General features: G+C 50.7%; 24 protein-coding genes. 21 read left to right on the forward strand and 3 right to left on the reverse strand.

The features are described 5' to 3' along the window. The 21 genes from B2067_RS03765 to B2067_RS03865 all read left to right on the forward strand — a co-directional run. A partial coding sequence (locus B2067_RS03765; protein WP_414716523.1) for a hypothetical protein occupies nucleotides 1-1,004 on the forward strand: 1,004 nt, incomplete at its 5' end. Between the two features lie 160 nt (nucleotides 1,005-1,164). Further along, complete coding sequence (locus tag B2067_RS03770; protein ID WP_301387510.1) at nucleotides 1,165-2,007, forward strand: AAA family ATPase; 843 nt, start codon at nucleotides 1,165-1,167, stop codon at nucleotides 2,005-2,007. Between the two features lie 2 nt (nucleotides 2,008-2,009). After that, nucleotides 2,010-3,191, forward strand: a complete 1,182-nt coding sequence (locus B2067_RS03775; protein WP_301387511.1) for a vWA domain-containing protein — start codon at nucleotides 2,010-2,012, stop codon at nucleotides 3,189-3,191. 78 nt (nucleotides 3,192-3,269) lie between these two features. Next, a complete protein-coding gene (locus B2067_RS03780) occupies nucleotides 3,270-3,980 on the forward strand; it encodes a hypothetical protein (RefSeq protein WP_301387512.1) in 711 nt (236 codons plus the stop codon). After that, nucleotides 3,977-4,585 (forward strand): hypothetical protein, encoded by a 609-nt coding sequence (locus B2067_RS03785; protein WP_301387514.1) that lies wholly within the window; start codon nucleotides 3,977-3,979, stop codon nucleotides 4,583-4,585. Before B2067_RS03780 ends, B2067_RS03785 begins: the two co-directional genes overlap by 4 nt. Then, a complete protein-coding gene (locus B2067_RS03790) occupies nucleotides 4,555-5,049 on the forward strand; it encodes a hypothetical protein (RefSeq protein WP_301387515.1) in 495 nt (164 codons plus the stop codon). The genes B2067_RS03785 and B2067_RS03790 overlap by 31 nt, the downstream gene beginning before the upstream one ends. A gap of 3 nt (nucleotides 5,050-5,052) precedes the next feature. Continuing rightward, entirely contained in the window at nucleotides 5,053-5,550 is a 498-nt protein-coding gene (locus tag B2067_RS03795; protein ID WP_273087310.1) for a hypothetical protein, read from the forward strand. Nucleotides 5,551-5,554: 4 nt separating this feature from the next. After that, nucleotides 5,555-7,522, forward strand: coding sequence for a hypothetical protein (locus tag B2067_RS03800; protein WP_301387516.1), 1,968 nt, complete (start codon nucleotides 5,555-5,557; stop codon nucleotides 7,520-7,522). After that, complete coding sequence (locus tag B2067_RS03805; RefSeq protein WP_301387518.1) at nucleotides 7,522-10,329, forward strand: tetratricopeptide repeat protein; 2,808 nt, start codon at nucleotides 7,522-7,524, stop codon at nucleotides 10,327-10,329. The genes B2067_RS03800 and B2067_RS03805 overlap by 1 nt, the downstream gene beginning before the upstream one ends. Then, complete coding sequence (locus B2067_RS03810; RefSeq protein ID WP_301387519.1) at nucleotides 10,310-11,152, forward strand: tetratricopeptide repeat protein; 843 nt, start codon at nucleotides 10,310-10,312, stop codon at nucleotides 11,150-11,152. Before B2067_RS03805 ends, B2067_RS03810 begins: the two co-directional genes overlap by 20 nt. 8 nt (nucleotides 11,153-11,160) lie before the next feature. Further along, nucleotides 11,161-11,475 carry a hypothetical protein gene (locus tag B2067_RS03815; RefSeq protein WP_139325766.1) on the forward strand — a complete coding sequence of 105 codons (315 nt, stop codon included), beginning with the start codon at nucleotides 11,161-11,163 and terminating at the stop codon, nucleotides 11,473-11,475. A gap of 102 nt (nucleotides 11,476-11,577) precedes the next feature. Beyond that, nucleotides 11,578-12,234 carry a MotA/TolQ/ExbB proton channel family protein gene (locus B2067_RS03820; protein ID WP_076514816.1) on the forward strand — a complete coding sequence of 219 codons (657 nt, stop codon included), beginning with the start codon at nucleotides 11,578-11,580 and terminating at the stop codon, nucleotides 12,232-12,234. Between the two features lie 14 nt (nucleotides 12,235-12,248). Then, nucleotides 12,249-12,758 (forward strand): ExbD/TolR family protein, encoded by a 510-nt coding sequence (locus tag B2067_RS03825; RefSeq protein WP_273087295.1) that lies wholly within the window; start codon nucleotides 12,249-12,251, stop codon nucleotides 12,756-12,758. Next, nucleotides 12,755-13,249, forward strand: a complete 495-nt coding sequence (locus tag B2067_RS03830) for an ExbD/TolR family protein (RefSeq protein WP_273087293.1) — start codon at nucleotides 12,755-12,757, stop codon at nucleotides 13,247-13,249. The genes B2067_RS03825 and B2067_RS03830 overlap by 4 nt, the downstream gene beginning before the upstream one ends. Continuing rightward, the gene (locus B2067_RS03835; protein WP_301387520.1) at nucleotides 13,249-14,214 is read left to right on the forward strand and encodes an AgmX/PglI C-terminal domain-containing protein; all 966 of its coding nucleotides are present in this window, start codon (nucleotides 13,249-13,251) and stop codon (nucleotides 14,212-14,214) included. Before B2067_RS03830 ends, B2067_RS03835 begins: the two co-directional genes overlap by 1 nt. 133 nt (nucleotides 14,215-14,347) lie before the next feature. After that, nucleotides 14,348-16,027 carry an AMP-binding protein gene (locus B2067_RS03840; protein WP_301387521.1) on the forward strand — a complete coding sequence of 560 codons (1,680 nt, stop codon included), beginning with the start codon at nucleotides 14,348-14,350 and terminating at the stop codon, nucleotides 16,025-16,027. A gap of 68 nt (nucleotides 16,028-16,095) precedes the next feature. Beyond that, entirely contained in the window at nucleotides 16,096-19,995 is a 3,900-nt protein-coding gene (gene hrpA, locus B2067_RS03845; protein WP_301387522.1) for an ATP-dependent RNA helicase HrpA, read from the forward strand. Nucleotides 19,996-20,134: 139 nt separating this feature from the next. Continuing rightward, nucleotides 20,135-20,515 carry a hypothetical protein gene (locus B2067_RS03850; protein ID WP_301387524.1) on the forward strand — a complete coding sequence of 127 codons (381 nt, stop codon included), beginning with the start codon at nucleotides 20,135-20,137 and terminating at the stop codon, nucleotides 20,513-20,515. A gap of 8 nt (nucleotides 20,516-20,523) precedes the next feature. Further along, entirely contained in the window at nucleotides 20,524-21,390 is an 867-nt protein-coding gene (locus B2067_RS03855) for a DUF692 domain-containing protein (protein WP_068436270.1), read from the forward strand. Then, on the forward strand, nucleotides 21,383-22,105 hold the full coding sequence (locus B2067_RS03860; protein ID WP_297533955.1) for a DNA-binding domain-containing protein: 723 nt from the start codon (nucleotides 21,383-21,385) through the stop codon (nucleotides 22,103-22,105). Before B2067_RS03855 ends, B2067_RS03860 begins: the two co-directional genes overlap by 8 nt. A 68-nt stretch (nucleotides 22,106-22,173) precedes the next feature. Continuing rightward, nucleotides 22,174-22,893, forward strand: a complete 720-nt coding sequence (locus B2067_RS03865) for an MlaA family lipoprotein (RefSeq protein ID WP_301378976.1) — start codon at nucleotides 22,174-22,176, stop codon at nucleotides 22,891-22,893. A gap of 53 nt (nucleotides 22,894-22,946) precedes the next feature. Here the strand turns inward: B2067_RS03865 and B2067_RS03870 are convergent, their stop codons facing one another. From B2067_RS03870 to B2067_RS03880, 3 genes are all read right to left on the reverse strand, one after another. Then, nucleotides 22,947-24,254 (reverse strand): 3-deoxy-7-phosphoheptulonate synthase, encoded by a 1,308-nt coding sequence (locus tag B2067_RS03870; protein ID WP_297533957.1) that lies wholly within the window; start codon nucleotides 24,252-24,254, stop codon nucleotides 22,947-22,949. A 70-nt stretch (nucleotides 24,255-24,324) separates the two neighbouring features. Beyond that, nucleotides 24,325-24,504: a helix-turn-helix domain-containing protein gene (locus tag B2067_RS03875; RefSeq protein WP_068439651.1), complete on the reverse strand. Its 180-nt coding sequence runs from the start codon at nucleotides 24,502-24,504 to the stop codon at nucleotides 24,325-24,327. Between the two features lie 135 nt (nucleotides 24,505-24,639). Then, nucleotides 24,640-25,413 (reverse strand): sulfite exporter TauE/SafE family protein, encoded by a 774-nt coding sequence (locus B2067_RS03880; protein WP_301387525.1) that lies wholly within the window; start codon nucleotides 25,411-25,413, stop codon nucleotides 24,640-24,642. Nucleotides 25,414-25,556: the final 143 nt, after the last annotated feature.

The following is a 25,556-nucleotide window of genomic DNA, read 5'->3' on the forward strand; positions in this document are numbered from 1 at the left end:
AGATACAGGCACAAGGGCGTACGTTTGAACGTAAACAGGTGCTTACGGCGACATTGGCAGAGCCGATGCGGGTCGATGTTACTCCTGATGTCGGGCAGCAGATACTTAACGTGCGTGTGTACCCACAAAGTGACCTCGTAGATACTGCTCTGTCGCGGGTGATTTCCAGAATATCCAGCCCGGATGGTAGCTCGGTGATTAACGCTATGGAGTATTCAGAAGGCAGCGGCGCCTGGGAACTCGCGCTTGTCGCCGACAAAGGCCCAGGCAGTTACGAGGTTATGCTAAACATTCGTGGAGTGTCGGCCAGCGGTAAGACATTTAAGAGTAAACCTGAAAGCATTCCTGTGATCTTTCCTTTGGTCTCTGAAGTAAGTACCCCAGTTAACGAAGCGCCAGATCCAGAGCCGGTGAATGAAGAGGTCAGCGAACCTGATATCAGGGGTGAGCAAGCGGCTGTTCAGAACGCACCAGAGCCTACTGTGAGTGAAACTGCTGCAGCACAACCTGATTCGTCTGAAGAGGCACCTGCGGAACCTGAGGTCGTGCCTGTATCTGATGAAATTGTTCCTGATCTGGCGGCGAGATACAGTGAGCAGTCTGCTGTCGAAGAAGTTGGGCCAGAAGAGGTGTCGGGTGTTGCCTGGTGGGTATACGTCCTGCTTGGGGTGGCAAATCTGGCACTTCTAGGTGGGCTGGCGTGGTGGTGGCTGGGGAGGCGCAAAGGAAAATCTGAGAGCGCGGAAGACGTAGCCGCACGCGAAGCGTTGGATCTGGAGACAGGGCAGCTTGATGACGCCGATCTGGATTCCGCTGACTTTGATAACTTTGACGGTGCGGAGGAGGAAGAAATTCCTGCAGCGGAGGAAGAAAGCAAGGTCACTGCTTCTATGGGAGGAGACACCGATATGGGGAGTCCTGAACCCGCAGCGGATGCAGCAGATTCAGCCGATGAAGACGATGACTGGGGGGAATTCGACCTCCCGGACGACAAAAAAGAATAGCGCTTATATTATGACCGCCTCCGGTACCGGAGGCGGCTTCTGTACAATTATCCCTTTCTGTCTGATTTTAAAGCCTTTTTCTGGTCCTGCCTTGCTGTACTAAAGCGGCCTCCTTATACTCTGGCCAGTCAAGAATCAGAGATCGAGAGGTTAAGTCCTGATGAAATTCCAGGGTACCGGTGAATACGTAGCGACACCTGAGCTGCAAATGGCAGTCAACGCAGCAATTACATTGCAGCGACCACTCCTGCTGAAAGGTGAGCCAGGAACCGGTAAAACAATGCTGGCAGAGCAACTGGCCACTTCATTGGGCACTGACCTTATCCAATGGCACATCAAGAGTACGACCAAGGCTCATCAGGGGCTCTATGAGTACGATGCCGTCAGTCGTCTGCGCGACTCGCAACTTGGTGTTGATGGTGTCAATGATATTTCGAACTACATCGTTAAAGGTAAGCTCTGGGAAGCTTTTGAAGCGGATAAGCCTGTTGTTCTGCTGATCGACGAGATTGATAAAGCGGATATCGAGTTCCCGAACGACCTTCTTCTCGAAATCGATAAGATGGAGTTCTTCGTGTATGAAACTCAGGAGCGCATCGTTGCTAAGCACCGCCCAATTATTCTGATTACCAGTAATAACGAAAAAGAATTGCCTGACGCATTCCTGCGCCGCTGCTTCTTCCACTATATCGACTTCCCAGATCGCGAAACGATGAAGGCGATCGTTGATGTGCATTTTCCGAATATTCAGGCGGAACTGATCAATGACGCGCTTGAAGTCTTCTTTGACGTGCGCAAAGTACCAGGGCTGAAGAAAAAACCGTCAACTTCTGAACTGGTTGACTGGTTGAAGCTGCTGATGGCCGATGAACTCGGCGTCGAGTTATTGCGGAATCACGATACTACCAAGGCAATTCCACCAATGGCGGGTGCTCTGGTGAAGAATGAGCAGGATGTGCACTTGCTGGAGCGTCTTGCGTTTATGAGTCGCCGTCGGGGCTGATCATGCTGATCGACTTTTTCGATACGGTTCGTCGCGCAAAAGTACCATGCTCGATTCGCGAGTACCTTGACCTCGTTGAAGCGGTTCAGGCGCGGGTAGCCTTTGCAGATCTTGAAGAGTTTTATGCTCTTGCGCGCTTGATTCTTGTAAAGGACGAAAAACACTACGATAAGTTCGATAAGGCGTTTGCTGCTTACTTTGAGGGTATCGAAGCGCTGCCTTCATTGTTTGATGATGCCAGTATCCCTGCCGAATGGATGCGCAAAGAAATGGAGAAGCTGCTCTCTGAAGAGGAAATGGCGAAGATTGAATCGCTGGGCGGCTTCGATGAACTGATGAAAACCCTGCAGGAGCGCCTCGAAGAGCAGAAAAAGCGCCATCAGGGTGGAAATAAAATGATCGGTACAGGCGGAACATCACCGTTTGGTGCTGAAGGTTACAACCCGGAAGGGGTTCGTATTGATCAGAATCGTTCCCGTCATAAAAAAGCGGCGAAAGTATGGGAACAGAGAAATTACAAAAATCTCGATGACAACGTACAGCTCGGTATACGGAACATCAAAGTAGCGTTGCGTCGTCTTCGTCGGTTTGCGCGCCAGGGCGCAGCCGATGAGCTTGATATGAATGACACCATCAGTTCTACCGCGCGCAACGCAGGTATGCTCGATATTAAAATGGTTCCAGAACGGCACAACGCTGTGAAGGTACTGCTCTTTTTTGATGTCGGTGGGTCTATGGACCCTCACGTTCGTGTTTGTGAAGAGCTGTTCTCGGCCGCTCGTACCGAGTTCAAACATATGGAAACCTTTTACTTCCATAACTGCCTGTATGAGTCTGTCTGGAAAAATAATATCCGCCGTATGAACGAGCGCACAGAAACATGGGACATTTTGCGCAAGTATGGACAGGATTACCGCGTTATCTTTGTGGGCGACGCCATGATGGCGCCGTATGAAGTCACTCATGCGGGGGGGAGCGTCGAACACTGGAATGAAGAGCCGGGTGCGGTCTGGATGGAACGCATGGCGAATCATTTCGATAAGCTGGTCTGGTTGAACCCAGCGCCGGAAGACCATTGGGGGAATGGCGGTTCGCTGGGGGCGATCCGCACATTGGTCAAAGACAAAATGTATCCCATGACCCTGTCAGGTCTTGAGGGTGCCATGAGATTTCTCAGCAAATAGCTGAAAATAGAAGTCGGAGGAGCTTGTCAGAGAGGGCAGGTTTTCCCGGAAAATAATAAAGAATGCAGGATGTTTTACATGCAGGCGATACGCTTGTTTTCACCACTGCTGACATTGCTGATTGCTACAGGAATCACTCTTGGGGGTGTTAAGCCGGTTGCTGCTGAGCAGGTCTACATAGGCCTGCGCAATGGGCCGTCTGAGGCCTTTCCTGTCATCTACGAAGTCACTCCATACCGTCGCCTTGAAGTGGTCGCTCGTCGTGGTAGCTGGGTTAAGGCGTCTGATGGGCGGAACAGTGGCTGGCTGCATGTCGATGACCTTCATCTGCTCGAAACCTTTCCCCGCGATGAACTCTGGAAGCTAGTCAATGACGCGCGCCCCGGGAAAAATCGACTCGAAGTGGCCCTTTCAACCGCCAGTGCCTATTCCCTCGGATGGTTGTTTCCTGTCCTCGGAGAGTATGGCTCTGTGCGCTACACTCGCGCCCCAGAGGGGGGTTCAGCATGGTCAATGTTTGATGCTGGCATAATTACTCAGTTCGCTGAGCCCGCAGACCACATAACTTTTAGTTGGAACGCGTTTGCCGGTTATGCCCAGAGTGAGCGAGGCAACACACATTGGTCTGACACGGCTGAGCCTGTCTGGGTCGGGGGCGTAGGTGTTGAATCAATGTGGCGGGTTGCCCGGTATTTTGATTTTGGTGCTCGCGGCGAAATAAGCGCCACATTAGACAGTGAAATGACAACCCACAGGTCAGTATCAATAGTTTGGAGATTGCGTTTATGACTTCTTTTTGGCGGACGGTGGGGCTCGCTGGCATGGCGTTTTGTTCGCTCAGTGCTGCGGCGGAGGTGTTCAGTCCGGGCAGTCAGAGGAACGGTCTTGATGATTTGAGTGAGACTGAAGTTGAACACGGTGTCTTCAGCGTGGGTTACACCAATACTCTGGCGTATAACAATGATTCGCAGCCGGGGATTCTTTTTACCGCGCGCTATTTTGCCGGTGAAAAATGGTATTTGTTGGGTGAAGCTCAGATTGGCCAGTTCAGCACACGCGCTGTGATTAATGACGGCCAGGAAGTGCGAAGTGATGACGAAGAGCTGCTTCGTTACTCAGCAGGTGCGGGTTACGCGCTCCTTCAGGGGACTGCCAGTACTAGCGGAGTTCGTGCGGTGCCGTGGGTGCTGGCAGCGGAACTTAATGCAGGTGAACAACATTCCGGTGATACCAGTGGTCGTTATGCATCGCTTGGCCTGAGCGTGCAGTTTCATGGCGAGCGGATCTGGACGGGAATAGGTGTTCGTGAGTTTCTGGTCGACGATGAGCGCCTTCAGTCTCTCGAATCTGATGGGGGCACGCAGTGGGATATCTCGCTCGGTTTGTATTATTGATCGGCCTGGCTCTCCAGCTGCAGGCGTCTGAAAGTCTGAAACCGGGGGATATGGTTCCGGACTTTACTTTGCCGGCGACGAACGGCTTTGGTCAGCGACTTGAGGAAGCCCGCGGTTCTTATCTGATGTTGATATGGCTGGGGGATTGTGATGAATGTTCCGAGCGCCTCGTCAGATATCAGCTTCTTGCTGAGAGTCTGGAAATTGAAGGGCTAAAAGGTTGGTTTGTCTGGACCCCTAAGGGAAAGCGCCAGCCGCCAAATATGCGTATTCCAGTATTGAAATATGAGCCAAAGTGGCGTCAGGGCTGGATGTTTGAAGAGCGCCCTGCGGTTATGTTGATTAATGCTGATGGGCGCCTGGATCACCTGATTACAGGTGATCTCGACGACAATTATCAGGAAACAGAGCAGGTAGTGATGCGCTGGATGAGCCAGGGTCGTGACTATCAGCAACCGGAGTAAAAAATGAAATTTCTGTTAGTTCTGAGCATGCTGTTTGCCTCGGTGGTTATGGCAGAGGACGCAGCGGTACGCGAACAGGTGATGACAGCAAAAGAGGCCGTACTTGAGCTTAATCGTGACCTCTACGAGCTGGAGCGGGAGCTTCTGAGCCCAGCCACGACTCGGGCGGCATTTCATGTGACTCTTAATCACGGTGAATATTTTGAACCTCTGTCAGTTGAACTCTCGGTAGATGGCAAGCTTGAACTCCAGCATCTGTATACTGAACGTCAGGTAAAAGCCTTGCGTATGGGCGCGGTGCAGCCTCTGGGTGATCTCAACCTTGCACCGGGCAAGCATCAAGTGTCTGTGACAATTCGCGGTGTCGACCATCAAGGTCAGGGGCGTGAACTTGCGATCACTGAAATGATCAGCAAAACCGGTAAACCGCTTATTACAGAGCTCCTGATCGTCGACCGAGATGACTTGCAGAGTGCACGGTTACAGCTGAAGTACTGGTAATTTGATGCAGAGACTATTACTTCTACTTCTGTTGACTCCACTGGCTCTGTTCAGTGTGGGTTTACATGCAGAGGACACAGCGGAAGACGATATCGATATTGACCTCGATGATATCGAAGGTATCGGCGTCAACGAAGACGCTGAAAAACGACTTCTGCGCGGTAATTTTTATTATTCCTACCTCGTCGGTGAGTATTACCAGACGCTTTATTATTTACGCGAATGGAAAGAGCTTATTGGGAGCGACACAACGCCCGAGACCGAAGCTGAGGTTATGAGGGCTGCCGTCTACCTGTCGCTTGGGCTCGAGGATCAGGCAGAAGATCTTTTTTACGCTGTATTTGAAGAGGGCGGAAGCGCATCTGGAGACGCCTGGTATTTCTTGACGCAACGCCTTTTCAGTGCAGGTTTCTACGGCCGCGCAGAGCAGGCTGCACGGAATGCACTGGCAGCATCGCCTGCTCTCAGCCGGCGTTATGACCAGGAGCTTTCTTACCTCCTGGCCAGTAGTATCAGTGAGCAGGACCGGGTCGAAGAAGCGCTGATCGTAGTCAAGGGTATGGAAGATGCCAGTATCTGGACGGGGTATGCGCGCTACAACCTGATTCTGGCGATGGTTCGGCAGAATTTCAGAAGTCGCGACATCGAAGCGACGATCGATGAAGCGATTTTCTACCTGCCAGACAACGAAGAAGGCACGGCTCTGCGTGATCGCATTCTGCTGATTTCTGGTATTGCTGCGATGGAGCGGGATAAGCATGCAATGGCTAACCGCTATTTTTCAGACGTGACGCTGGAATCGGTATTTACTCCGCCCGCCTTATTGCATTACGGATGGAATCTTTTGGCTCAGTGGCGCTACGAAGATGCTATTCAGCCTTGGCGTATCCTGCAGCAGCTCTACGATGAATACCATCCTGCGGTTGTTGAATCCTATCTTGCTGTACCCCACACGCTTGAGTTGATCGATGCTGTTAATCAGTCTGTTCTGGCATACGAACGTGTTGAGGCGCGCCTGACTGATATGGTTGGGGAGCTGAAACAACTCAACCAGGAAGAGTCACTGGGTAATTGGCTTGATGAGTGGCGCCAGTCGAATGAAACTGAGAATTGGGGCTGGCAGAGACAGGCGCTTGGTGATCTGCCACAAAGCCAGGTAACGCGTTTTGCTCAGGGATTACTGAAAGAAGAAGCGTTTACACAAGAGTTGGCGCGGCTTCATGACCTTGATCGGATCCGTGCTGATCTCGCAGAAGCGATGCGTGAGTTGACCTTGTGGGAAGATATCCTCGTCCAGCGCCGGGAGAATCTCGAAGCGATGGGTGGTGAGGCCCTGCTGGAACAACTCGAAGAGCGTCAGATGGATGTTCTTCGAAGCATTCTTGCTGTTCAGGACAGACTCCTGGACGAAGATGAAACGGTTTTCTCTTACGCATCCAGAAGTGATGAAGCCCGCATCGAGCGTTTAAGAAGCGTTGTTCCTGCGGTTACTTCGCTCCAGAAAATAGGCACGCCGACCCGTGATCTTGCGCCATATAAAGAACGCTGGCGACGGATGAGGGGGCTGCAGCTCTGGTCAATATATGAAGCGCAGCCTCAACGTAAGTGGGATACCGAGCGCGACCATATGATATTGCGCTCTGAAACTGACAAATTATTCCGCCAATTAGAGAATACACGTACATCCCTGATTTGGGCGGATAGTTCATGGCGTGGATTTCCTGAACGCGTCGGTGTATTGCAGCAGAGAGTTGCCGCGCTGGATTCAAATGTCGCAGAGATTCAGCGTGATCAGGAAGCACTCCTGACGGAAATGACAAAACAGCACCTTACAGAGCTCGATGAACGCCTGACGCTTTATCTCGCACAGGCGCGCCTGGCGCTGGCTCGCCTCTACGACGATTCACTACAGAATGAATTTGGCTCGCTCGACTATGAGCCTGAAAATGAAAAACAGGAGGCGGTTAAGTAATGTTGTTCCGTTTTCTGGTATTAGTAATGCTTGTAGTAGTCACCTCTGGCTGTAGTTGGTTGGGTAAAAAAGACGAGCGTAAGTATATCTCAGACATTGGCACGCTTACCGTTCGCACAGCGTCCGATGAACCTCTGGGTTTAGATCATCGTGATGTGATTCGCAGCTATAAATCCTATCTGGAAGTATCCACTGATCCTGAATTGCGCGTTCGTGTAGCGCACCGTATCGCCGGCCTGAAGCTACAATGGGACGAGATCCGAATGGATCAGTTTGGTGATGATATCCTTGCCATGGTAGAAGAAGATCGGGAGATGGCCGAAGCCTCTATTGGCGATTATGAAGCCCTCCTTGAACTCTATCCCGATCGAATAGATAACGACACCATCTATTATCAATTGGCAAAAGCGTATTCGTTGGCTGGTCGGCAAAATCAGGCCATCGCTGTGCTCGAAGAATTAACCGAGCGTTACCCCGAGTCTATTTACTATCTCGAAGCACAGTTCCGGCTGGGGAGAATGCTTTACAACGTCAACGACTTCGAAGCTTCCGAAAGTCGCTTCACCCAGGTCGTAGAGTTCGGTCCCGAAGGTAATCCGTATTACCTTGATGCGCAGTATTTTCGCGGCTGGGCATTGTTTAAGCAAAATCGACTAGAAGATAGCTTGCTCTCCTTTACGGAGATGATTGATGAGCATTTCCCAGACGATGAAACGTTGATGGCTGCGGACGGTGCCGAACTGGAAGTATTGAATGATACGCTTCGGATCATGGCATTAATGTTCGATTATCTCGGCGACTGGAACGAAATTGCTCGCTTCTATGATGAGCACGGTACCAGGTACTTCGAATATCGGATTTACGCCGAACTGTCTAATCAGTATTACGAAAAGAAATACTACAAAAGCTCGGCATCAACCCTGCGGGCATTTGTTGATCGATTCCCGGATGACGATCGAGCTCCGCTCTATTATCGTCGTTTGATTTCAGGATATGAAAAAGCCGGATACCCGATGCTGCGCAGGAAGCACAAAGAGATCTTTATCGAACGTTTCGGTGTCGGATCCCCTTATTGGGAGACCCATGGTGAAGAAGTGCGCACTCTGATTACCGTTGCTTTGGGTGACTATATCTGGGATCTCGCCACCTTTGCGCACGGCTGGGGTCAGCAAACAAAATCAGCGCGTGATAAGCGTGAACGACTGGAGCAGGCCGCCGGCTGGTACCGTGAATATATCCGCTCATTCCCTAAAGCACCTGATGCGGTAAAAGCACACTTCTTACTGGCTGAAATTTCATACGAGATTGGAAATTACGATGATGCACGCAACAACTATGAAATTGTTGCTTATCAATATCCGTTCTACGAAAACGCGGCTGAAGCAGGTTATGCGGCGTTGCTTGCTTACAATAAATATAAGCCAACGCCCGAAGAAGAAGCGCGCTGGCGTCAGCTGACCGTAGCAAGTGCTAAGCGATTTGTCCTCGAATTTCCGCAGGACGAACGCCGCGGCACCGTACTGGTAAATACCGCAGAAATGCTTCTTGCAGATGAATATTACGGTCAGGCTTTAACGACGGCCCGGCTTGCACAGGAAAGTGGTGTTGAGTTACCCCCTCGCTATTCTTACGGAGCGTCATTGGTACAGGGACATTCAGCCTTCGAACTTGGAAAGTTTGAAGAGGCTGAAGCAGCGCTTCTTGCTGCCTCTGAGTATTCAGAGTTGAATCGTAAGCAGCGCGCTGATCTTCGCCAGAAGTCAGCGGCTGCAATTTATAAACAGGGCGAAGCTGCGCAGGAAGAAAATCCCGAAGAAGCCGTAGCGCAATGGTTGCGGCTGGCCGAGGTTGTGCCCGAGAGTGATCTCCGTGAGAACGCAGAATACGATGCTGCGACCCTGTTAATGCAGGTCGAAGATTTTGAGCGTGCTGAAAAAGTGCTTCTTGGATTCCGTGAAAATCACCCGAACAGTAAATTCGCTGACGATATTCGCAGTAAATTAATTATTGCTTATGAGGGGCAGGGTGAGTGGCGCCAGGCAGCCTTTGAATTGAAATCTATCTCGGATTCTGGGACGGATGATGAAGAGAAACGAATCGCCGCTTTCCAGTCGGCGGAGTATTTCGAAAAGGCCGAGGATTACGATAACGCTATCGTAATGTATCGACGCTATGCACATACGTACAAACGTCCTTTTGATCCCGCTATTGAAGCGCACTATAAGCTTGATCAGATATACGCGAAGCTTGGTGAAGAAGACAAACGCCGTTTCTGGTTAGACAAAATTATCAGCCTCCATTCTCGCGCTGGTGATGATAAGACTGATCGGTCGCGTTATTTGGCCTCTAAGGCGGCCTTTGAATTGGGTGAGTTTGATCGACGTCGATTCGATGAAATAGAAATCAGTCTGCCACTGGCAAAAAGTATTGTGCGTAAGAACAACGCTATGCAAGGTGCACTAAAACGATACACCCAGGCCGTTGAAATGGAAGTTCTGGAATTTACCACGCCTGCGACTTTTCATATTGGTGATATGTATGCCAAGTTCAGTCGCGGTTTGATGGAATCTGAACGTCCAGCGGGCATGGACGAACTCGAAGAAGAAGAATACACCTTCCTGCTCGAGGATCAGGCATTTCCTCTGGAAGAAGCTGCGATTGATATTCATCAGACCAATATCAGCAGGACCTATGATGGCCTCTATGATGAATGGGTTAAGAAAAGTTTCCGGTCTATGGCTAGATTGATGCCGGGCCAATACGACAAACAAGAAAAAGCGGTGACCTATGTTGATCAGATTCGCTAGTGCGTTACTGATTCTATTATTGAGCGCCTGTGCGTCGAATAAGCCTGCAATCCAGGATTCGGCAGAACTTGGCCCTGATGGTCAGCCTGTTGCTGAACCTCTTCCAGAGGGGGTTGAAAACGAATACCGTAATGGTTTGTCGCTTATGGAAGACGAACGCTTTGATGAGGCCTTGCAGCACTGGGCAGATATGTCAGTTGTTTTTGGCCAGTATCCGGGAGTGTGGAGTAACCTGGGGCTCGCGCATTATCAGCTAGGCAATTATGAAGAGGCCGCCACCGCTTACGAGCAGGTTGAAACTATAGATCCGACTTTTTGCCCGGTTCATTCGTTGAGCGGTGTAGCTTATCGTGAGCTGGGGCGTTTTGATGATGCTCAAGCGAGTTATTACGCCGCTATTGATTGTGATCCCGATGAAGGGCGCCACTATTACAACCTTGGGATCCTTCTGGATCTGTATCGTAACGACCTTGAGAACGCGCTTGAATTTTACCGTAAGGCGCGTCGATTGATGCCTGATAACGAGCAGTTAAATATCTGGGTGGTCGACCTGGCGCGGCGGGCCGGTGTCGACGAGGCTGATCCAGCAAGTATTGATGAATGGTATAGCTCGTTAAAAACGCCAGCCGACGAAACTACGGATGGCGTAATACAAAGCCAGGTGACCGACATTAGCGCCCAAGAGGGTGTTGTCGATGAAGAAAACTCTCAAGAAGTAGTACCCGCTGATGAGGCGGTTATGCCTCAGCAGGTAGACGAGAACTCTGCGCCCGTTGATTCAACAACTTCTGAACAGGGCGCGGCCGAAGGGGAGGCAATATGAGATACCTGATGACTTTGCTTATACCTCTGCTTTTACCTTTGATGCTTATCAGTACAGAAGCATTGTCTGCTGACGATGATGTCGTTCGCCTGCAGGGAATGACGATTCGTGGGAATAGCGAAAATCCCAATGTCCTCTATATTAATGCCTGGCAGCCGCCTCCGGGAACGGGGCGACTGTATGAGCCTGTTACCAGCTTCAATCGTCACTGGTTCCGACCATTAACCCGTGACAGCCTGAAACGCGAGATACGTTATGGGAAGCGTTATAACGAAAAAGAGGATCACGTCACAAGGCTAAACGAAGTCCTGGAAATAGAATGAACTGCGGTTTTTTCTGCAGAGAAATAATGGTTAAATCAGCCCGTGTGCAGCTTAATGAGCTGCCTATCAGAACAACAATAGTATCAGAACCGGAGATATCCAATGGATTCCATCATTCGCTTCCTTCAGGAAGGTGGTGTGTTTATGTACCCGATTGCAATCATCATGGTAATCGGTCTCGCTGTCGCAATTGAGCGTTTGCTCGTCCTCGCAAAAGAAAAGTCGGGTAACCGTCGTGCTTTCGATGAGATGTACCCCATGCTGCAGAAACGTGATCTGCGTTCAGCGCTCAACTACGCCAACAGCTCTGATACTCATATCGCTAATATTTTTGCGTCCGGCATCCAGCGTATCCCGACGGCCCAGCGTCGTGAAGAGGTTGAGTACGCGCTGGAAGAAGGACTGATGGAAGCGATTCCTCAGTTGGAGAAACGCACGCCTTATATTGCGACCCTTGCTAATATCGCAACCCTGATGGGTCTGCTAGGTACTATTATGGGTCTTATCGCGGCATTCACCGCAGTCGCCAGTGCGCCGGCTGCTGAGAAAGCCGAACTTCTTTCGCAAAGTATTTCTGTCGCGATGAACACAACCGCATTTGGTCTGATTGCAGCCATCCCTCTGATTCTGCTGCATAGCTACCTTCAGACCAAAACATCTGAAATCGTCGATAGCATCGAGATGGCAGGCGTTAAGTTCCTAAATACCATCACGGATAAAAAGGCAGGACAAAACGGCACTCCTTCAAATAACGGTTAATCAGGAGTCGTTCGATGAGACGCCATAAGAAAATCAGAGAAGAGGCGGAACTCAACGTAACATCCTTCATGAACCTGATGATCGTGCTGGTGCCAGTGCTGTTGATGAACATGGTTTTCTCGCAGCTGGCCGTACTGGATCTCAGGTTACCTTCTGGCGATGAGCCAGGCGCCGTTAACCCGGAGGATGTCACGCTTGAAGTGACGATCAGGAAGACAGGATTTACTCTATCCCGGACTTATCAGGAAGAGACAGTTGAACTGGCTTCTATTCCTGCTCAGTCTGGAGAACTTGACTACGAAGGCCTTTCAGAAGCCCTTCAGAAAGCCAAGAAAAATCCTGAATTTGCAGAAAAAAGAGACATTACTCTGCTTGCAGAGCCCAATACGGATTACCAGACGTTGGTAACCGTTATGGATACCGTGCGCATTTACCCTGCTGTTGTTGCTGCGTCCCTGGTAGATGCTGTGCTGTTCCCGGATATTTCTCTGGGTGAAGCAGACGCGCAGGAGGTGGCACCATGAAAATGTCACGTCGCGCTAAGCGCATGCAGCGCAATCACAAACGTAATGCCAACAAAAATGGTCTGAACCTGACAGCCCTGATGGATATTTTCACCATTCTGGTGTTCTTCCTCATGGTGAATCAGTCAGAGGTGGAAGTGCAGAATACGGACAGCGTTGAGCTCCCCGTATCTGTATCGGAGAACAAGCCTGAAGAGCAACTGACGGTTCTGGTGACAGATACCGACCTTCTTGTTCAGGGGCGTTCTGTGGCACAACTGTCTGCGGTTAAGCTGGGGAATGAGGAGGTTATTCCTTCCTTGCTCTCCGAGCTTGAATATCAGGCCAGTCGTACACCAATTGCCGAGGGTGAAGACAGTCGTCCAGTGACGATTGTGGGTGACAAGGCAACGGAATACTCAGTCCTGAAAAGAATTATGAGTACTTGTGCCGAGTCTGGCTTTGCCAATATCTCACTGGCGGTCAATCAGAAGCAGCCGGGAGGTGCGTGATGAGCAGTATTTATCGCACCCCTGAGTTGCCATGGACAGACGGAGAAGACGGTCGCCGCCTCTGGACGATTCTGGGCGTACTGCTGGCGCTGATGTTATTGGTTGGTGTTGTGGTTCCCTTTATCGATCTGCCTGAAAAAGACAGGTCTGAACTTGAAGAGTTGCCACCGCAGTTGGCTAAGGTCATTGAGCGTAAGAAGCTTGAGCTTCCTAAACCAAAGCCCGAGCCGAAGCCGCAACCTAAACCTGAGCCTAAGCCGGAACCTGAACCCGAGCCAGAGCCCAAGCCTGAGCCTAAGCCAGAACCGAAACCTCAGCCAAAGCCGGAACCTAAACCCGAGCCTAAGCCGAAAGTTGAAGCAACCGAGCAGCAGCGTCAGGCAGCCAAGCAGAAAGCACGTGATGCAGTGGGTACCGAGGCACTTCAGGCTTTGAGTGACTTGCGTTCGGCGATTCCTACTACTGCGCTGAGCACTTCAAGTTCATCGCTCAGTACTAAGGGTACTCAGGCGACTAACGTCGGCTCAGTAGTGGATCGCACAGCGGCGAGCCGGGGCTCTGGTGGTGTGGATGTAGCATCGCTGACCAATGTCACGTCAGGAGAGAACCTTGGTGATCGCGCGACAACGACGGTTGAGGTGGCAGCAGAGGCGGTTGCCGCAGCAGAAGAGTCGAAGAAACGTAGCCAGGAAGAGCTCAGACTGGTGTTCGAAGCATACAACGTACACTACGACAGGTTGTATCGTCGGGCTTTACGTAAGAATCCGACGCTCGAGGGCTCTGTAACTCTTGCGCTGACGATTCAGCCGGATGGCTCAGTGACTTCCTGTAAAGCTGCGAAGAGCGAAATTAAAGACGCTCGACTGATTCGCAGTGTTGAACTCAAATGCCAGCAAATGGCGTTTGAAAGCCGACCTAACGTCGAGGTTACTAAGGTGGAATATCCAATCCGCTTTAACCCTTGATACCCAGAAGCCCGGCAGATGCCGGGCTTTTTTTATCCGTATCGGATACTGGCCCACTTGACGCAATGCCGCTAAACTTGAAAGCAATGACGTCGGTTTGCGCCGCAGATAATTTCAGTGATTGGAGGTAGAGATGAACGAACAGTTTTTCCAGGAGCGTTACCCCGAGGGGTATCCAAAGACAGTCAACGTTAATGAGTTTTCGTGCATTACCGAAATCTTTGATGGTTTCGTTAAAAAGTACGCTGAACTGCCAGCGTTTACATGTCTCGGGCAGACCATGACTTATGCCCAGCTGGATGAAAAAAGTGCTGCGTTCGCCTCTTTCCTTCAGAACGAAACGTCTCTTCAGGCAGGTGATCGTATTGCGGTTCAGCTGCCGAATGTACTGCAATACCCGGTCGTCGTATTTGGCGCGATGCGAGCTGGGATCATCGTTGTAAATACCAATCCTCTCTACACCGAGCGCGAGATGGAGCACCAGTTTAACGACTCAGGTGCTAAAGCTCTGGTTGTGCTGGCTAACTTCGGTGACAAGGTGGAGCGTGTCGTTCCTAAAACAGGCATTAAGCATGTCATTGTGACAAACGTCGGTGACATGCATTGTCCGCTGAAAAGAACCCTGATCAATACAGTGCTTAAGTACGTAAAAAAGGAAGTGCCTGCGGCAAATATTCCTGGCGCGATTCCACTGCGCAAAGCACTCAGCAAAGGTAAAGGTAAGCCCTATACGAGTGCACCTGCGACATCAGATGATATCGCTGTACTGCAATATACGGGCGGCACCACAGGCGTTGCAAAAGGCGCAATGCTTACCCATGGCAACCTGATGGCCAACATGGCGCAAGCATACGGTGTATTCAAACAGGTTATGAGTGAGGGTGAAGAGACGGTTATCTGTCCTCTGCCTCTGTATCATATTTATGCGTTCACCATGCATTGCATGGTGCTTCTGCAGACTGGTAATCACAGTATCCTGATCCCGAACCCCCGTGATATTCCTGGCTTTATTAAGACCCTGCAGAAAACAGACTTCACTGGATTTGTTGGCCTGAACACTCTCTTTGTCGCGCTGTGCGCTCAGGAAGATTTCCGTGCTCTGGACTTCAGTAAACTCAAGCTGACTGTGTCAGGTGGTATGGCGCTGACCAAAGCTGCCTTTGATGAGTGGAAAGCGGTGACAGGGTGTGAAGTAGCTGAAGGTTACGGCATGACCGAAACCTCGCCAATCGTATCCTTTAACCCGACCACACGCATCAAGCAGGGCACCATTGGTATGCCTGTTGCGAATACAGCCTGTATGGTGATCGACGAAGAAGGTAATGAGTTGCCCCTCGGAGAAGCTGGTGAATTGTGTGTGAAAGGACCTCAGGTCATGAAGGGCTACTGGCAGCGTCCTGAAGCGACTGAAGAAACAATGACCAAAGACGGGTGGTTGAAGACGGGTGACATGGCCGTTATCAACGACGATGGCTACCTCAAAATCGTTGACCGTAAGAAAGATATGATCATCGTCTCTGGCTTTAATGTCTATCCGAACGAAGTGGAGGACGTCATTGTTTCCCATAAAGACATTGTTGAAGCAGCTGCTATTGGTATACCAGACCCTAAAAGCTCTGAGGCCGTGAAAGTGTTTGTTGTCCGGAGCAACCCATCGCTCACGGAGAAAGATGTTATTGCCTTCTGTCGAGAGAATCTCACCGCGTACAAAGTGCCTAAGATCGTTGAGTTCCGTGACGAACTGCCGAAGACGAATGTTGGTAAGATCCTGCGTCGTGAGCTTCGTGACGAGGAGCTGGCCAAGCACAAATAAGGCTTTGCGACGTGTTACACTGAGCGCCCCGGTTTCCGGGGCGTTTTTGTTTCTGACTGGCGGGATACATGTCTACCGAAGTAACCAAGATGTTCTCTGAACTCGAAAAATCCCTGATGCATTGTCTTATCCGCGATCGGCACCCGGTCCGTAACGCACTTCGTCGCATTGAAAAAGAACCCCTTGATAAACAGCAAACGCAGTTGGCTAAGCTGGTCTCCAGAATAGAAAAAAGTCAGCAAGCGGTTGCAGCCCGAAGTACTAATCCTGCACTTAATTACCCTGAGAACCTGCCTGTTTGTGAGAAGAGGTCAGAGATTCTGTCTCTGATTTCTGAAAATCAGGTGGTCGTCATTGCCGGTGAAACAGGTTCGGGTAAGACGACTCAGTTACCGAAAATGTGTATTGAAGCGGGGTTGGGTGTGTATGGACGGATTGGCCACACACAGCCGCGACGCCTTGCTGCGCGCTCAGTATCACAGCGGATTGCTGATGAATTAAACAGCCCACTAGGTGAGACAGTGGGTTATCAGGTGAGGTTTACAGACCAGTCGAGCGATGACACCCGTATTAAGGTCATGACGGACGGTATTCTACTGGCTCAGACGCAGCACGACCGCTTCCTGAATGAATACGACTGCATCATTATCGATGAAGCACACGAACGTAGCTTGAATATTGATTTTTTGATGGGTTATCTCAAGCAGTTATTGCCCAAGCGTCCAGACCTTAAGGTCATCATTACTTCTGCAACCATTGACGTTGAGCGCTTCTCTCAGCACTTTGATGACGCTCCGGTGATTCAGGTGTCGGGCCGGACACATCCTGTTGATGTTCTCTATCGTCCACTGGTTCGGAATGACGATGACGAGGAAGATCGCTCTTTATTCGAAGGGATAGCTGAGGCGCTCGAAGAATTGCGCTCAATCGACAAGGCTAAGGGTAGTCCGGGTGACACCCTGGTGTTTCTGCCCGGAGAGCGGGAAATCAGGGAGTGTGCTGAATTCCTCAGACGTCAGCAATTGCCCGCGACGGATATTCTACCGCTGTATGCACGGTTGAGTTCTGCTGATCAACAGAGAATATTTCGCCCTCATGGCGGGCGGCGCGTCGTGCTCAGTACCAATGTGGCTGAAACTTCTCTGACGGTCCCCGGCATTCGCTATGTTATCGACTCCGGTGTCGCGAGAATCAGTCGTTACAGCTACCGCACCAAAGTGCAGCGTCTGCCGGTTGAAGCGATTTCTCAGGCGAGTGCAAATCAAAGGGCAGGGCGTTGCGGCCGTATAGAGCCCGGAACCTGCATCCGGCTTTATGACGAGCAGGATTTTTTGTCGCGCTCAGAATTTACCGATCCGGAAATTCGTCGCACTAATCTTGCAGCCGTGATATTGCAGATGTTGAATCTTCGCTTGGGGGACATTCGGAAATTCCCATTTGTTGATGCACCTGACGATCGTTTTGTAAAAGACGGATATACACTGCTGTCCGAACTCGGTGCCGTCGATAACGCAAAGAAAATCACCAGCACGGGCAGGACCATGGCTCGGTTACCGGTCGATCCACGTATCGGACGCATGTTGATTGCCGCAGGGCAGAGAAATTGTGCGACTGAAATGATGATCGTCGCCGCAGCCCTGACTGTTGCCGATCCAAGAGAAAGGCCGCAGGAAAAACAACAGGCGGCTGCTGAGAAGCACAAGCAATGGGCGGATGATGATTCCGACTTTGCAACGCTGATTAATCTCTGGAATGGCTTCGAAACACAGCGCCAGGAACTGAGTCAGAGTCAACTACGCAAGTGGTGTAAGAAAAATTATCTGTCTTATATGCGGATGCGCGAATGGCGGGATATTCATCGACAGCTGCATCTGATGCTGCGTGATATGGATATATCGACAAATTCCGAGCCTGCTTCTTATGACGCGTTGCACAAAGCCATTCTTTCTGGGATGTTAAGTCATATCGGTTTCAGGGCGGAGCATAAGGAATATATAGGTGCTCGTAACCGACGTTTCGTGATGGCGCCGGGGAGTGCCGGTTATAAGAAACCGCCCAAATGGCTGGTCGCTGCAGAGCTGGTTGAAACCAGTAAGCTGTTTGCTCGTATGGTTGCCAGAGTCGAGCCCGAATGGATTGAAGAATGCGGCCGTGACTTACTTAAATATCAGTACTTCGAACCACATTGGCAACAGCAGCGAGGTCAGGTTGTAGCGACGGAACAGTCTTCCCTTTATGGCCTGGTTGTAAACCCGAAAAAACGCGTAGATTACTCAAAAACCCACCCTGAGGAAAGTCGACAGATTCTTATTACAGAAGCGCTCGTCGCGCAGCAGCTTAAATCTGATGTTGAATTTTATCGCAAAAACATTGAACTGATTGCAGAGGTCACTGAGTACGAAGAAAAATCGCGCCGGCGTGATCTCGTGATTGATGATCATGCGCTGATTGATTTTTACGAGAGATATTTTCCTGAGGGTGTTTTTTCCCGCAGAGCATTGGAAAGTTGGTTTAAACGTGCGTCAGACGCCGATAAAAGGCAATTGTATCTTACTCGTGAATTTCTTCTGTCGGATGCTGCTCGCGGTATATCCAGTGATGATTACCCCGCAGAGCTGGAGATTAATGGTATTAATTTTCCGTTGTCATACACCTTTGCGCCCGGAAGCCCCGACGATGGGGTGACCTTAACCGTTCCTGCTCAGATGCTGCCTCAGGTTAATGAAAGGCTGACAGAATGGCTGGTTCCGGGATTTATTCACCAAAAAGTTGTAGCCATTATTAAAGCGTTGCCAAAGCCAGTGCGGAAGCAGTTTGTACCTGTGCCAGATACGGCAACCCGCTTTCTGAATCAGGCTGCAGCTTCCAAGGGTGGACTCTATATCCAGCTGGCGGAATTTCTGAAACAGACCTTAAGGCCCGAGCGTGTAACGCCAGAAGAGCTGATGAGTGATGCGCTGGAGTCTCACTTGAAAATGAACTTCAGGGTTCTCAACGGCGATGATGTTATCGCCGAAAGCAGAGACCTGGCCGCGCTTATTGAGAGTGTTGATGTTAGCGGAGAGACTTCTGAATACGTCCTTCTTGATGATCGGTTTGCCGGGCATACGGTTAATGACTGGGACTTTGGTGCATTGCCGGAGTCAACCGAGGCCGAAGTGGCCGGCTTGCCTGTGAGGTCTTACCCATGCCTTAAGAGCGACGGCGACACGGTAGTCCTGACAACAGAGAATAGTGAATCTCAGGCCGAGGTTTCGCATCGTGAAGGGGTGTTGGCCCTGATTCGCCAGCAGCTTGCAGGAATGGATCGCGATCTTCGCCAAGCTATTCAGACCCAAATGAAGCCTCACTGGCTTCTTGCTAAAGGGATGGGCTCTGAGGGCGAGATAACACGCGAGCTTGTTGATGCGGTGTATACCCATATCATGCTACCTCTTGATGAGGCTCTGCCGCGGACGCCTGAAGAATTTGATGTAAGAATTCAGCGACGTAGCCGACTACATCAACATCTGGAAGAGCTGCTTACCCAGTTTGTTCAGTGGTTGAAGATTCGGCATGGTGTGCTTAAGAGCCTCAGGGGCGCCGTAACAATGGATAAGGCCATGGCGTTCAGTGATACCAAAGCCCATCTGGAACGCCTGTTGGCTCCGGGGTTTCTTGTCGAAGTGCCATGGCCAAGGTTGAAGTGTTTCACCCGCTATCTGCGGGCTATGGAGTATCGGATTGATAAGCTGCAAGGGAACCTTGCGCGTGATCGTCAGTCCATGGTTGAGTTCGAGTCGGTCTATGTGCCTTGGAAAGAAGCGGTAGATCGTGGCGGTGCAAATCAGGAAGCCCTTGAGGAGTTCCGGTGGCTGCTTGAGGAGTGGCGAGTGTCGTTATTCGCGCAACCGCTGGGTACACAAGAGCCGGTATCGCTTAAGCGCCTTAACAAACGTTGGCATGAGATCGTTCAGGCGGGTCTCTGAGCGTAATAACTGACTGTTGGCTCAAAAAATGCGGTGTGTAACAGTAAAATCGTCTGACATACTGAATCCAACCTGTGCTTTGGAACGTACAGGATACATACGGGCACCTTTTGCCCCTAACACTGAAAAGGAAACTGCTATGAAAAACTCTACCAAAGATACCAACAAGCTGATGTCTGCTGTTCTCGGAACGGCGTTTGTTACCGCTGTTTCAGCTGCAGGCGTTAATGCTGCTGAAAACCCGTTTGCTTCTGCAGAACTGAATCAGGGTTACAAAGTGGCTGCGCACCATGAAGGCAAATGTGGCGAGGGTAAGTGTGGCGCCAAGGCCGATGAAGAAGGCAAGTGTGGCGAAGGTAAGTGTGGTGCTAAGTCTGAGAAAGAAGGCAAGTGTGGCGAAGGTAAGTGCGGTGCCAAGTCTGAAAAAGAAGGCAAGTGCGGCGAAGGTAAGTGCGGTGTCAAGTCTGAAAAAGAAGGCAAGTGCGGCGAAGGTAAGTGCGGCGGTGCAAAAGAGAGCTGAGCGCTGATATGAATCGCCACCAGATCACGGGCGCAGGATTAGGTCTGCGCCGAGGGTTTATCTCAGAATTGCAGTCTCGCATAGAAAACGGCGTTGAAGTCCCCGTCGATTTTTTTGAGGTCGCGCCCGAGAACTGGTTACGGGTTGGTGGTCGTCTGGGCCGCCAATTCCGCTATTTTACTGAACGCTATCCATTCGCCTGCCATGGACTGTCGTTGTCTATTGGTAGCCCTGCTCCGTTGGACGAAGCGTTCGTCCGTGACGTAAAAGACTTTCTGAAAGAGCATAAGGTGGCGGTCTATAGCGAGCACCTGAGTTACTGCTCAGACGATGGCCATCTGTACGACCTTATGCCGCTTCCGTTTACCGAAGAAGCTGTCAAGTACGTCAGTGAGCGAATCATGAGAGTGCAGGACATTCTTGGTGAGCGCCTGGTGATAGAAAATGTTTCGGCTTATGTTGAGCCCGGACGCGAAATGGCAGAGCCAGAATTCGTCAAAGCGGTGCTTGAAGCTGCCGACTGCGAGTTACTCCTTGATGTGAATAACGTCTACGTTAATTCAACAAATCACGGGTACAACGCTGAAGAGTACATTCGCAGTATGCCGAGCGATAAAATCCGGTATTACCATGTCGCTGGCCACTATCAGGATACATCGGACGCCAGTGATGCTGATCCTTCCTCGAATTTGTTGGTAGACACCCATGGTGCAGATGTTATTGAGCCCGTCTGGGCACTGCTATCAGCGGCTTATGATGCACACGGGATGAGACCAACGCTTCTGGAACGGGATTTTAATTTTCCTGACCTCGACGAAATGTTTGCAGAGGTCTCGCAGATTAAGACTCTCCAGGAGGCGCTACTGCATGTCTGATCTGGCGAAGATGCAGCGTGCGTTCGCGAAAGATATTCGCACTGATGGTGATGAAAGCTTCGGTGAACAGCCGGGCCTCAAAATTTATCGGGAGCTTTTTTTTAACAGTGTCTGTGGCTTTCTCGATGGTACTTTTCCTGTCTGCAAAGAGGCTGTCGGCGATGAGCGATGGAAGGAATATTCGCGGGCATTTTTTCGTGATCACCAGTCAAACTCTCCGCTTTTTCTCGAAATAAGTGAGGAATTTCTGGCATGGTTGGTGACACAGCAAAGTATTCTTGGTGAGTTTCCATATCTGGCAGAGCTAGCTCACTATGAGTGGCTGGAGCTGGCCGTTGATGTGATGGATGTTGAAGGGTTCAGAGGTGAGCCTGATGGTCTCTTTGATCCGGACTCGCCAATTTTAATTAATCCTGCATCGATTGCTGCGTGTTATCAGTACCCGGTTCATCAGGTGTCAGGGTTTGAACCTGAGGTCTCGGAACAGATGTCGGGGTTTGTCGTTTATCGTGACCTGGCTGATAAAGTACGGTTTATCAGCTGCACTCCTTTGTCACTTATGATTCTCGAAACTGCACGGGCTGAACCGATGCTGACTGCACGACAGGCCGTTGAATCGGTAATGTCTCAGGCTGGGCTGGATGGAGATGTTGCTCTTCAGGGGGCGCTGCAGGTTCTGGGTGACTGGCACCGGCAAGGTGTTATCCGCTCGTGAGACAGTAAAAGCTGACGTTCTGGTCGGTTTCTGACATTATGAGCGCAACAAAAACAGGACGTCATCTTATGTATTTTCATTCCCTTGTTGCGCTGATTGGAACGGTTACCATTGGCCTCGCGGCGTTGCCTGCTCAAGCTGAAGAGGAATACGATCCTTTTGAAGAAACCAATCGCAAAATTTTCGCCTTCAATGATTACCTGGACCGAAAATTCTTTGTGCCTGTAGCAAGGGGGTACAACGCGGTGACCCCTGTGGTGGTAGATACCGGCATTACGAATATGTACCAGAACGCGCTTGACCCTCTTACCAGTGTGAATGATGTCGCGCAGCTTAAATTCTCTAGGGCAGCTACGGCCGTGGGTCGATTTCTGGTGAACAGTACGGTTGGGTTTTTCGGCTTTTTCGATGTGGCGACGCACATCGGTCTGCCAAAGCATCGTGAAGACTTCGGGCAGACTCTCGGTTACTGGGGGGTCGGCAATGGGCCTTATCTGGTATTGCCGTTCTTTGGGCCACGTACCTTGCGTCATTCTGTAGGACATGTCGGCGACTATTACACCGGCCTGTCGTATACCTATTTTGGCGACAATCTCGGTGAAGATGCTGCGATGCTGGGCTTAAAAGCGCTCGACCTTCGTTCAGATCTGATTGAATCTGAGCAGTTTATTACCGGCGACCGTTATCTCTTTATCCGTAGTGCGTATCTTCAGAGCCGTGAGTATCTGGTCAATGATGGGCAGGTGCAGGATGAGTTTGAAGATGAGTTTGGCATCTTCGATGAATGACTATGGATTACGACAAATAATAAAAAAGGCCTCGTGAGAGGCCTTTTTTGTTTTTAGCCGGCTGTGCGCCCAGGGAGAACATCTTTCAGCTTCTCACGCATTTTGCGGATTGCATCTTCAGTTTCTTCCCAGCTGATGCAGCCGTCTGTTACCGATAAGCCGTACTCCAGATCATCCAGGTTGGCAGGAATATTCTGACGCCCGTGCTTGATGTTTGATTCAACCATCAGGCCGATAATGGACTTGTTGCCTTCAAGGATCTGGTTGCTGACATTGTCCATGACCAATGGCTGCAGTGCCGGATTCTTGCTGCTGTTTTCATGGCTACAGTCGATCATGATGTTCTGCGCAAGATCCGCTTTAGACAGTGCGTCTTCTGCAATCTGGACGTTCACTGAATCGTAGTTTGGCTTACCGCCGCCACCGCGCAGCACGACGTGTGCGTAAGGGTTGCCCTTGGTTGAAACGATTGAAACCTGGCCGCTCTGGTCGATACCAAGGAAGCGGTGTGGGTTGGCTACAGACATCAGTGCGTTAGTAGCAACCGTCAGGCTGCCATCGGTCCCGTTCTTGAAGCCAACGGCCGATGAAAGGCCTGAAGCCATCTCTCGGTGTGTCTGGGATTCTGTAGTGCGTGCGCCAATAGCTGACCATGCGATCAGATCCTGAAGGTACTGTGGTGAGATCGGGTCCAGCGCTTCAGTGGATAGTGGCAAGCCGAGCTCTGCAAGATCAATCAGAAGGCGACGCGCGGTATGCAGACCGTCCTGGATTTTGAAAGTGTCGTTCATGTACGGGTCGTTAATCAGCCCTTTCCATCCAACGGTAGTGCGAGGCTTTTCAAAGTAAACGCGCATTACAAGGTAGAGGGTATCGCTGACTTCTTCTGCCAGATCCCGCAAGCGCTGAGCGTAGTCTTTAGCTGCATCTACGTCGTGGATGGAGCAGGGGCCGACCACAACAAAAATGCGGTGATCTTTACGATCCAGGATGTCGCGAATGGCCTGGCGGCCTTTACAGACGCTTTCGACAGCTTGCTCAGAGATAGGCATCTCTTCTTTGAGCTGAGTTGGGGTTACCAGAGTCGCGATGGACTCAATATTGAGATCTTCAATGCGATTGTCAGTCATTTCCTGTTGGCCTTCAGACGGTTGGGCTGGTGTTGTCTCAGGTTGGGAGGGGGCTGAGCCTGCGGTCAATTGCCCTTTGGTCAGGGCAGCAATTTGCTTCTGACGACCTGCTGGCGGCTCTTCTCCCCATTGGGAGACCGCCGCAGCGGTCAGCTTCCAGCCGTCTTCAGAACAGGCTTCTGCAATGGCTTTTTTGGTTCCGAACCAGGCGACAACATCAGTTGTTTTCATAATTAGATATTAAGTTAGCTTATTCGTGCTTAAGCTTAATAGCCTGGCTGGGGTTAAGTAAAGTTAATTTTTAGCGAAGACGGCTTTGAATGTCCTTGAATCGTTCTACTTTATTTCTTTCGAAAAGCATTGGCTCGCTGCCTCCTGATGAGTCGAGGAGTCCCTCGCGAGCATAGCGCTTAACTGTCACAGTTTTGATTTCGAGGTACTTTGCGACTTCTTCGATGGTCATAAGTTGTTGGTCAGACATGCTCTCACTCCTTTATGTATATGCACTGGAGTAAGAGTTTAGTCAGGATTTGACAGCGTGTTGGCGGGCGGTGGTTCGTTGCGCCTGACTCAGCTGACAGAGCAGGCGCTTTGTTTGGTTGGGGCGCAAGTATTGTTACTGGAGCATGTACCGTGCACCCATGAAAAACAGAATGCTTGCAAGAGCAGGGCGCAGTATTGCGTCAGGAACCTTGCGGCTGATCATGCTTCCGAAGTGGATGGCTGGAATGGAACCCAGGAGCAGTGCGCCGAGTAGTTGGAAGTCGACATTGCCAAGGCCCAGGTGGATAAGGCCAGCAGCGAGTGTCAGTGGAACGGCGTGAGCGATATCGGTGCCGACGATGTGAGTGCCCCGGAGTGCAGGGTAGAGAATCATGAGGATGGCTGTACCAATAGCGCCAGCGCCGACAGACGAGAGTGTAACGAATATGCCGAGCAGGATGCCCATGACGATAGTTGCGGCTGGTCTGAATCGACTCAGGTTGCGGGCGTTGCGGGCCGCCGCAAAGGCTTGAATGCGTGTTCTCATGAAGATAACGACGGCAGTCATGACCAGCATGATGCCGAGGGCGTTTTTCAGCAGGTGGCCGTAGTCTTCAGCGTCATTGAAGAACACATGAAGAAGGGCGCCGGTAATTAGTGCGGCGGGTATTGAGCCAGCAGCAAGAAGTTTGACCAACCCCCAATTGACGTGCTTTTGTCTGTGATGGCTATACGCTCCGCCGGCCTTCGTTAATGCCGCGTAGAACAGATCGGTTCCGACAGCGGTATGCGCTGGGAAGCCAAAGCTGAGCAGCAGTGGCGTCATCAATGCGCCGCCACCAATGCCGGTCATGCCTACAATAAAGCCGACGGCAGCGCCGGCACCGATATAAAGCAGAAAATCCATCTGAGTCGTCTAATCTGGGTGCGTATAGTACAGAATGCGACAATGTAGAGGTTGTCATCTATTCTGGAAAGGAATATTTGTTTATATTTTTATAACTCGAATAGCGTTTTGTCGTAAGGGGTGGGATATATGAAGTTGCAGCA

The organism is Thalassolituus sp. UBA2590 (genome assembly GCF_002339775.1).
Taxonomy (GTDB): Bacteria; Pseudomonadota; Gammaproteobacteria; order Pseudomonadales; family Oceanobacteraceae; genus Thalassolituus.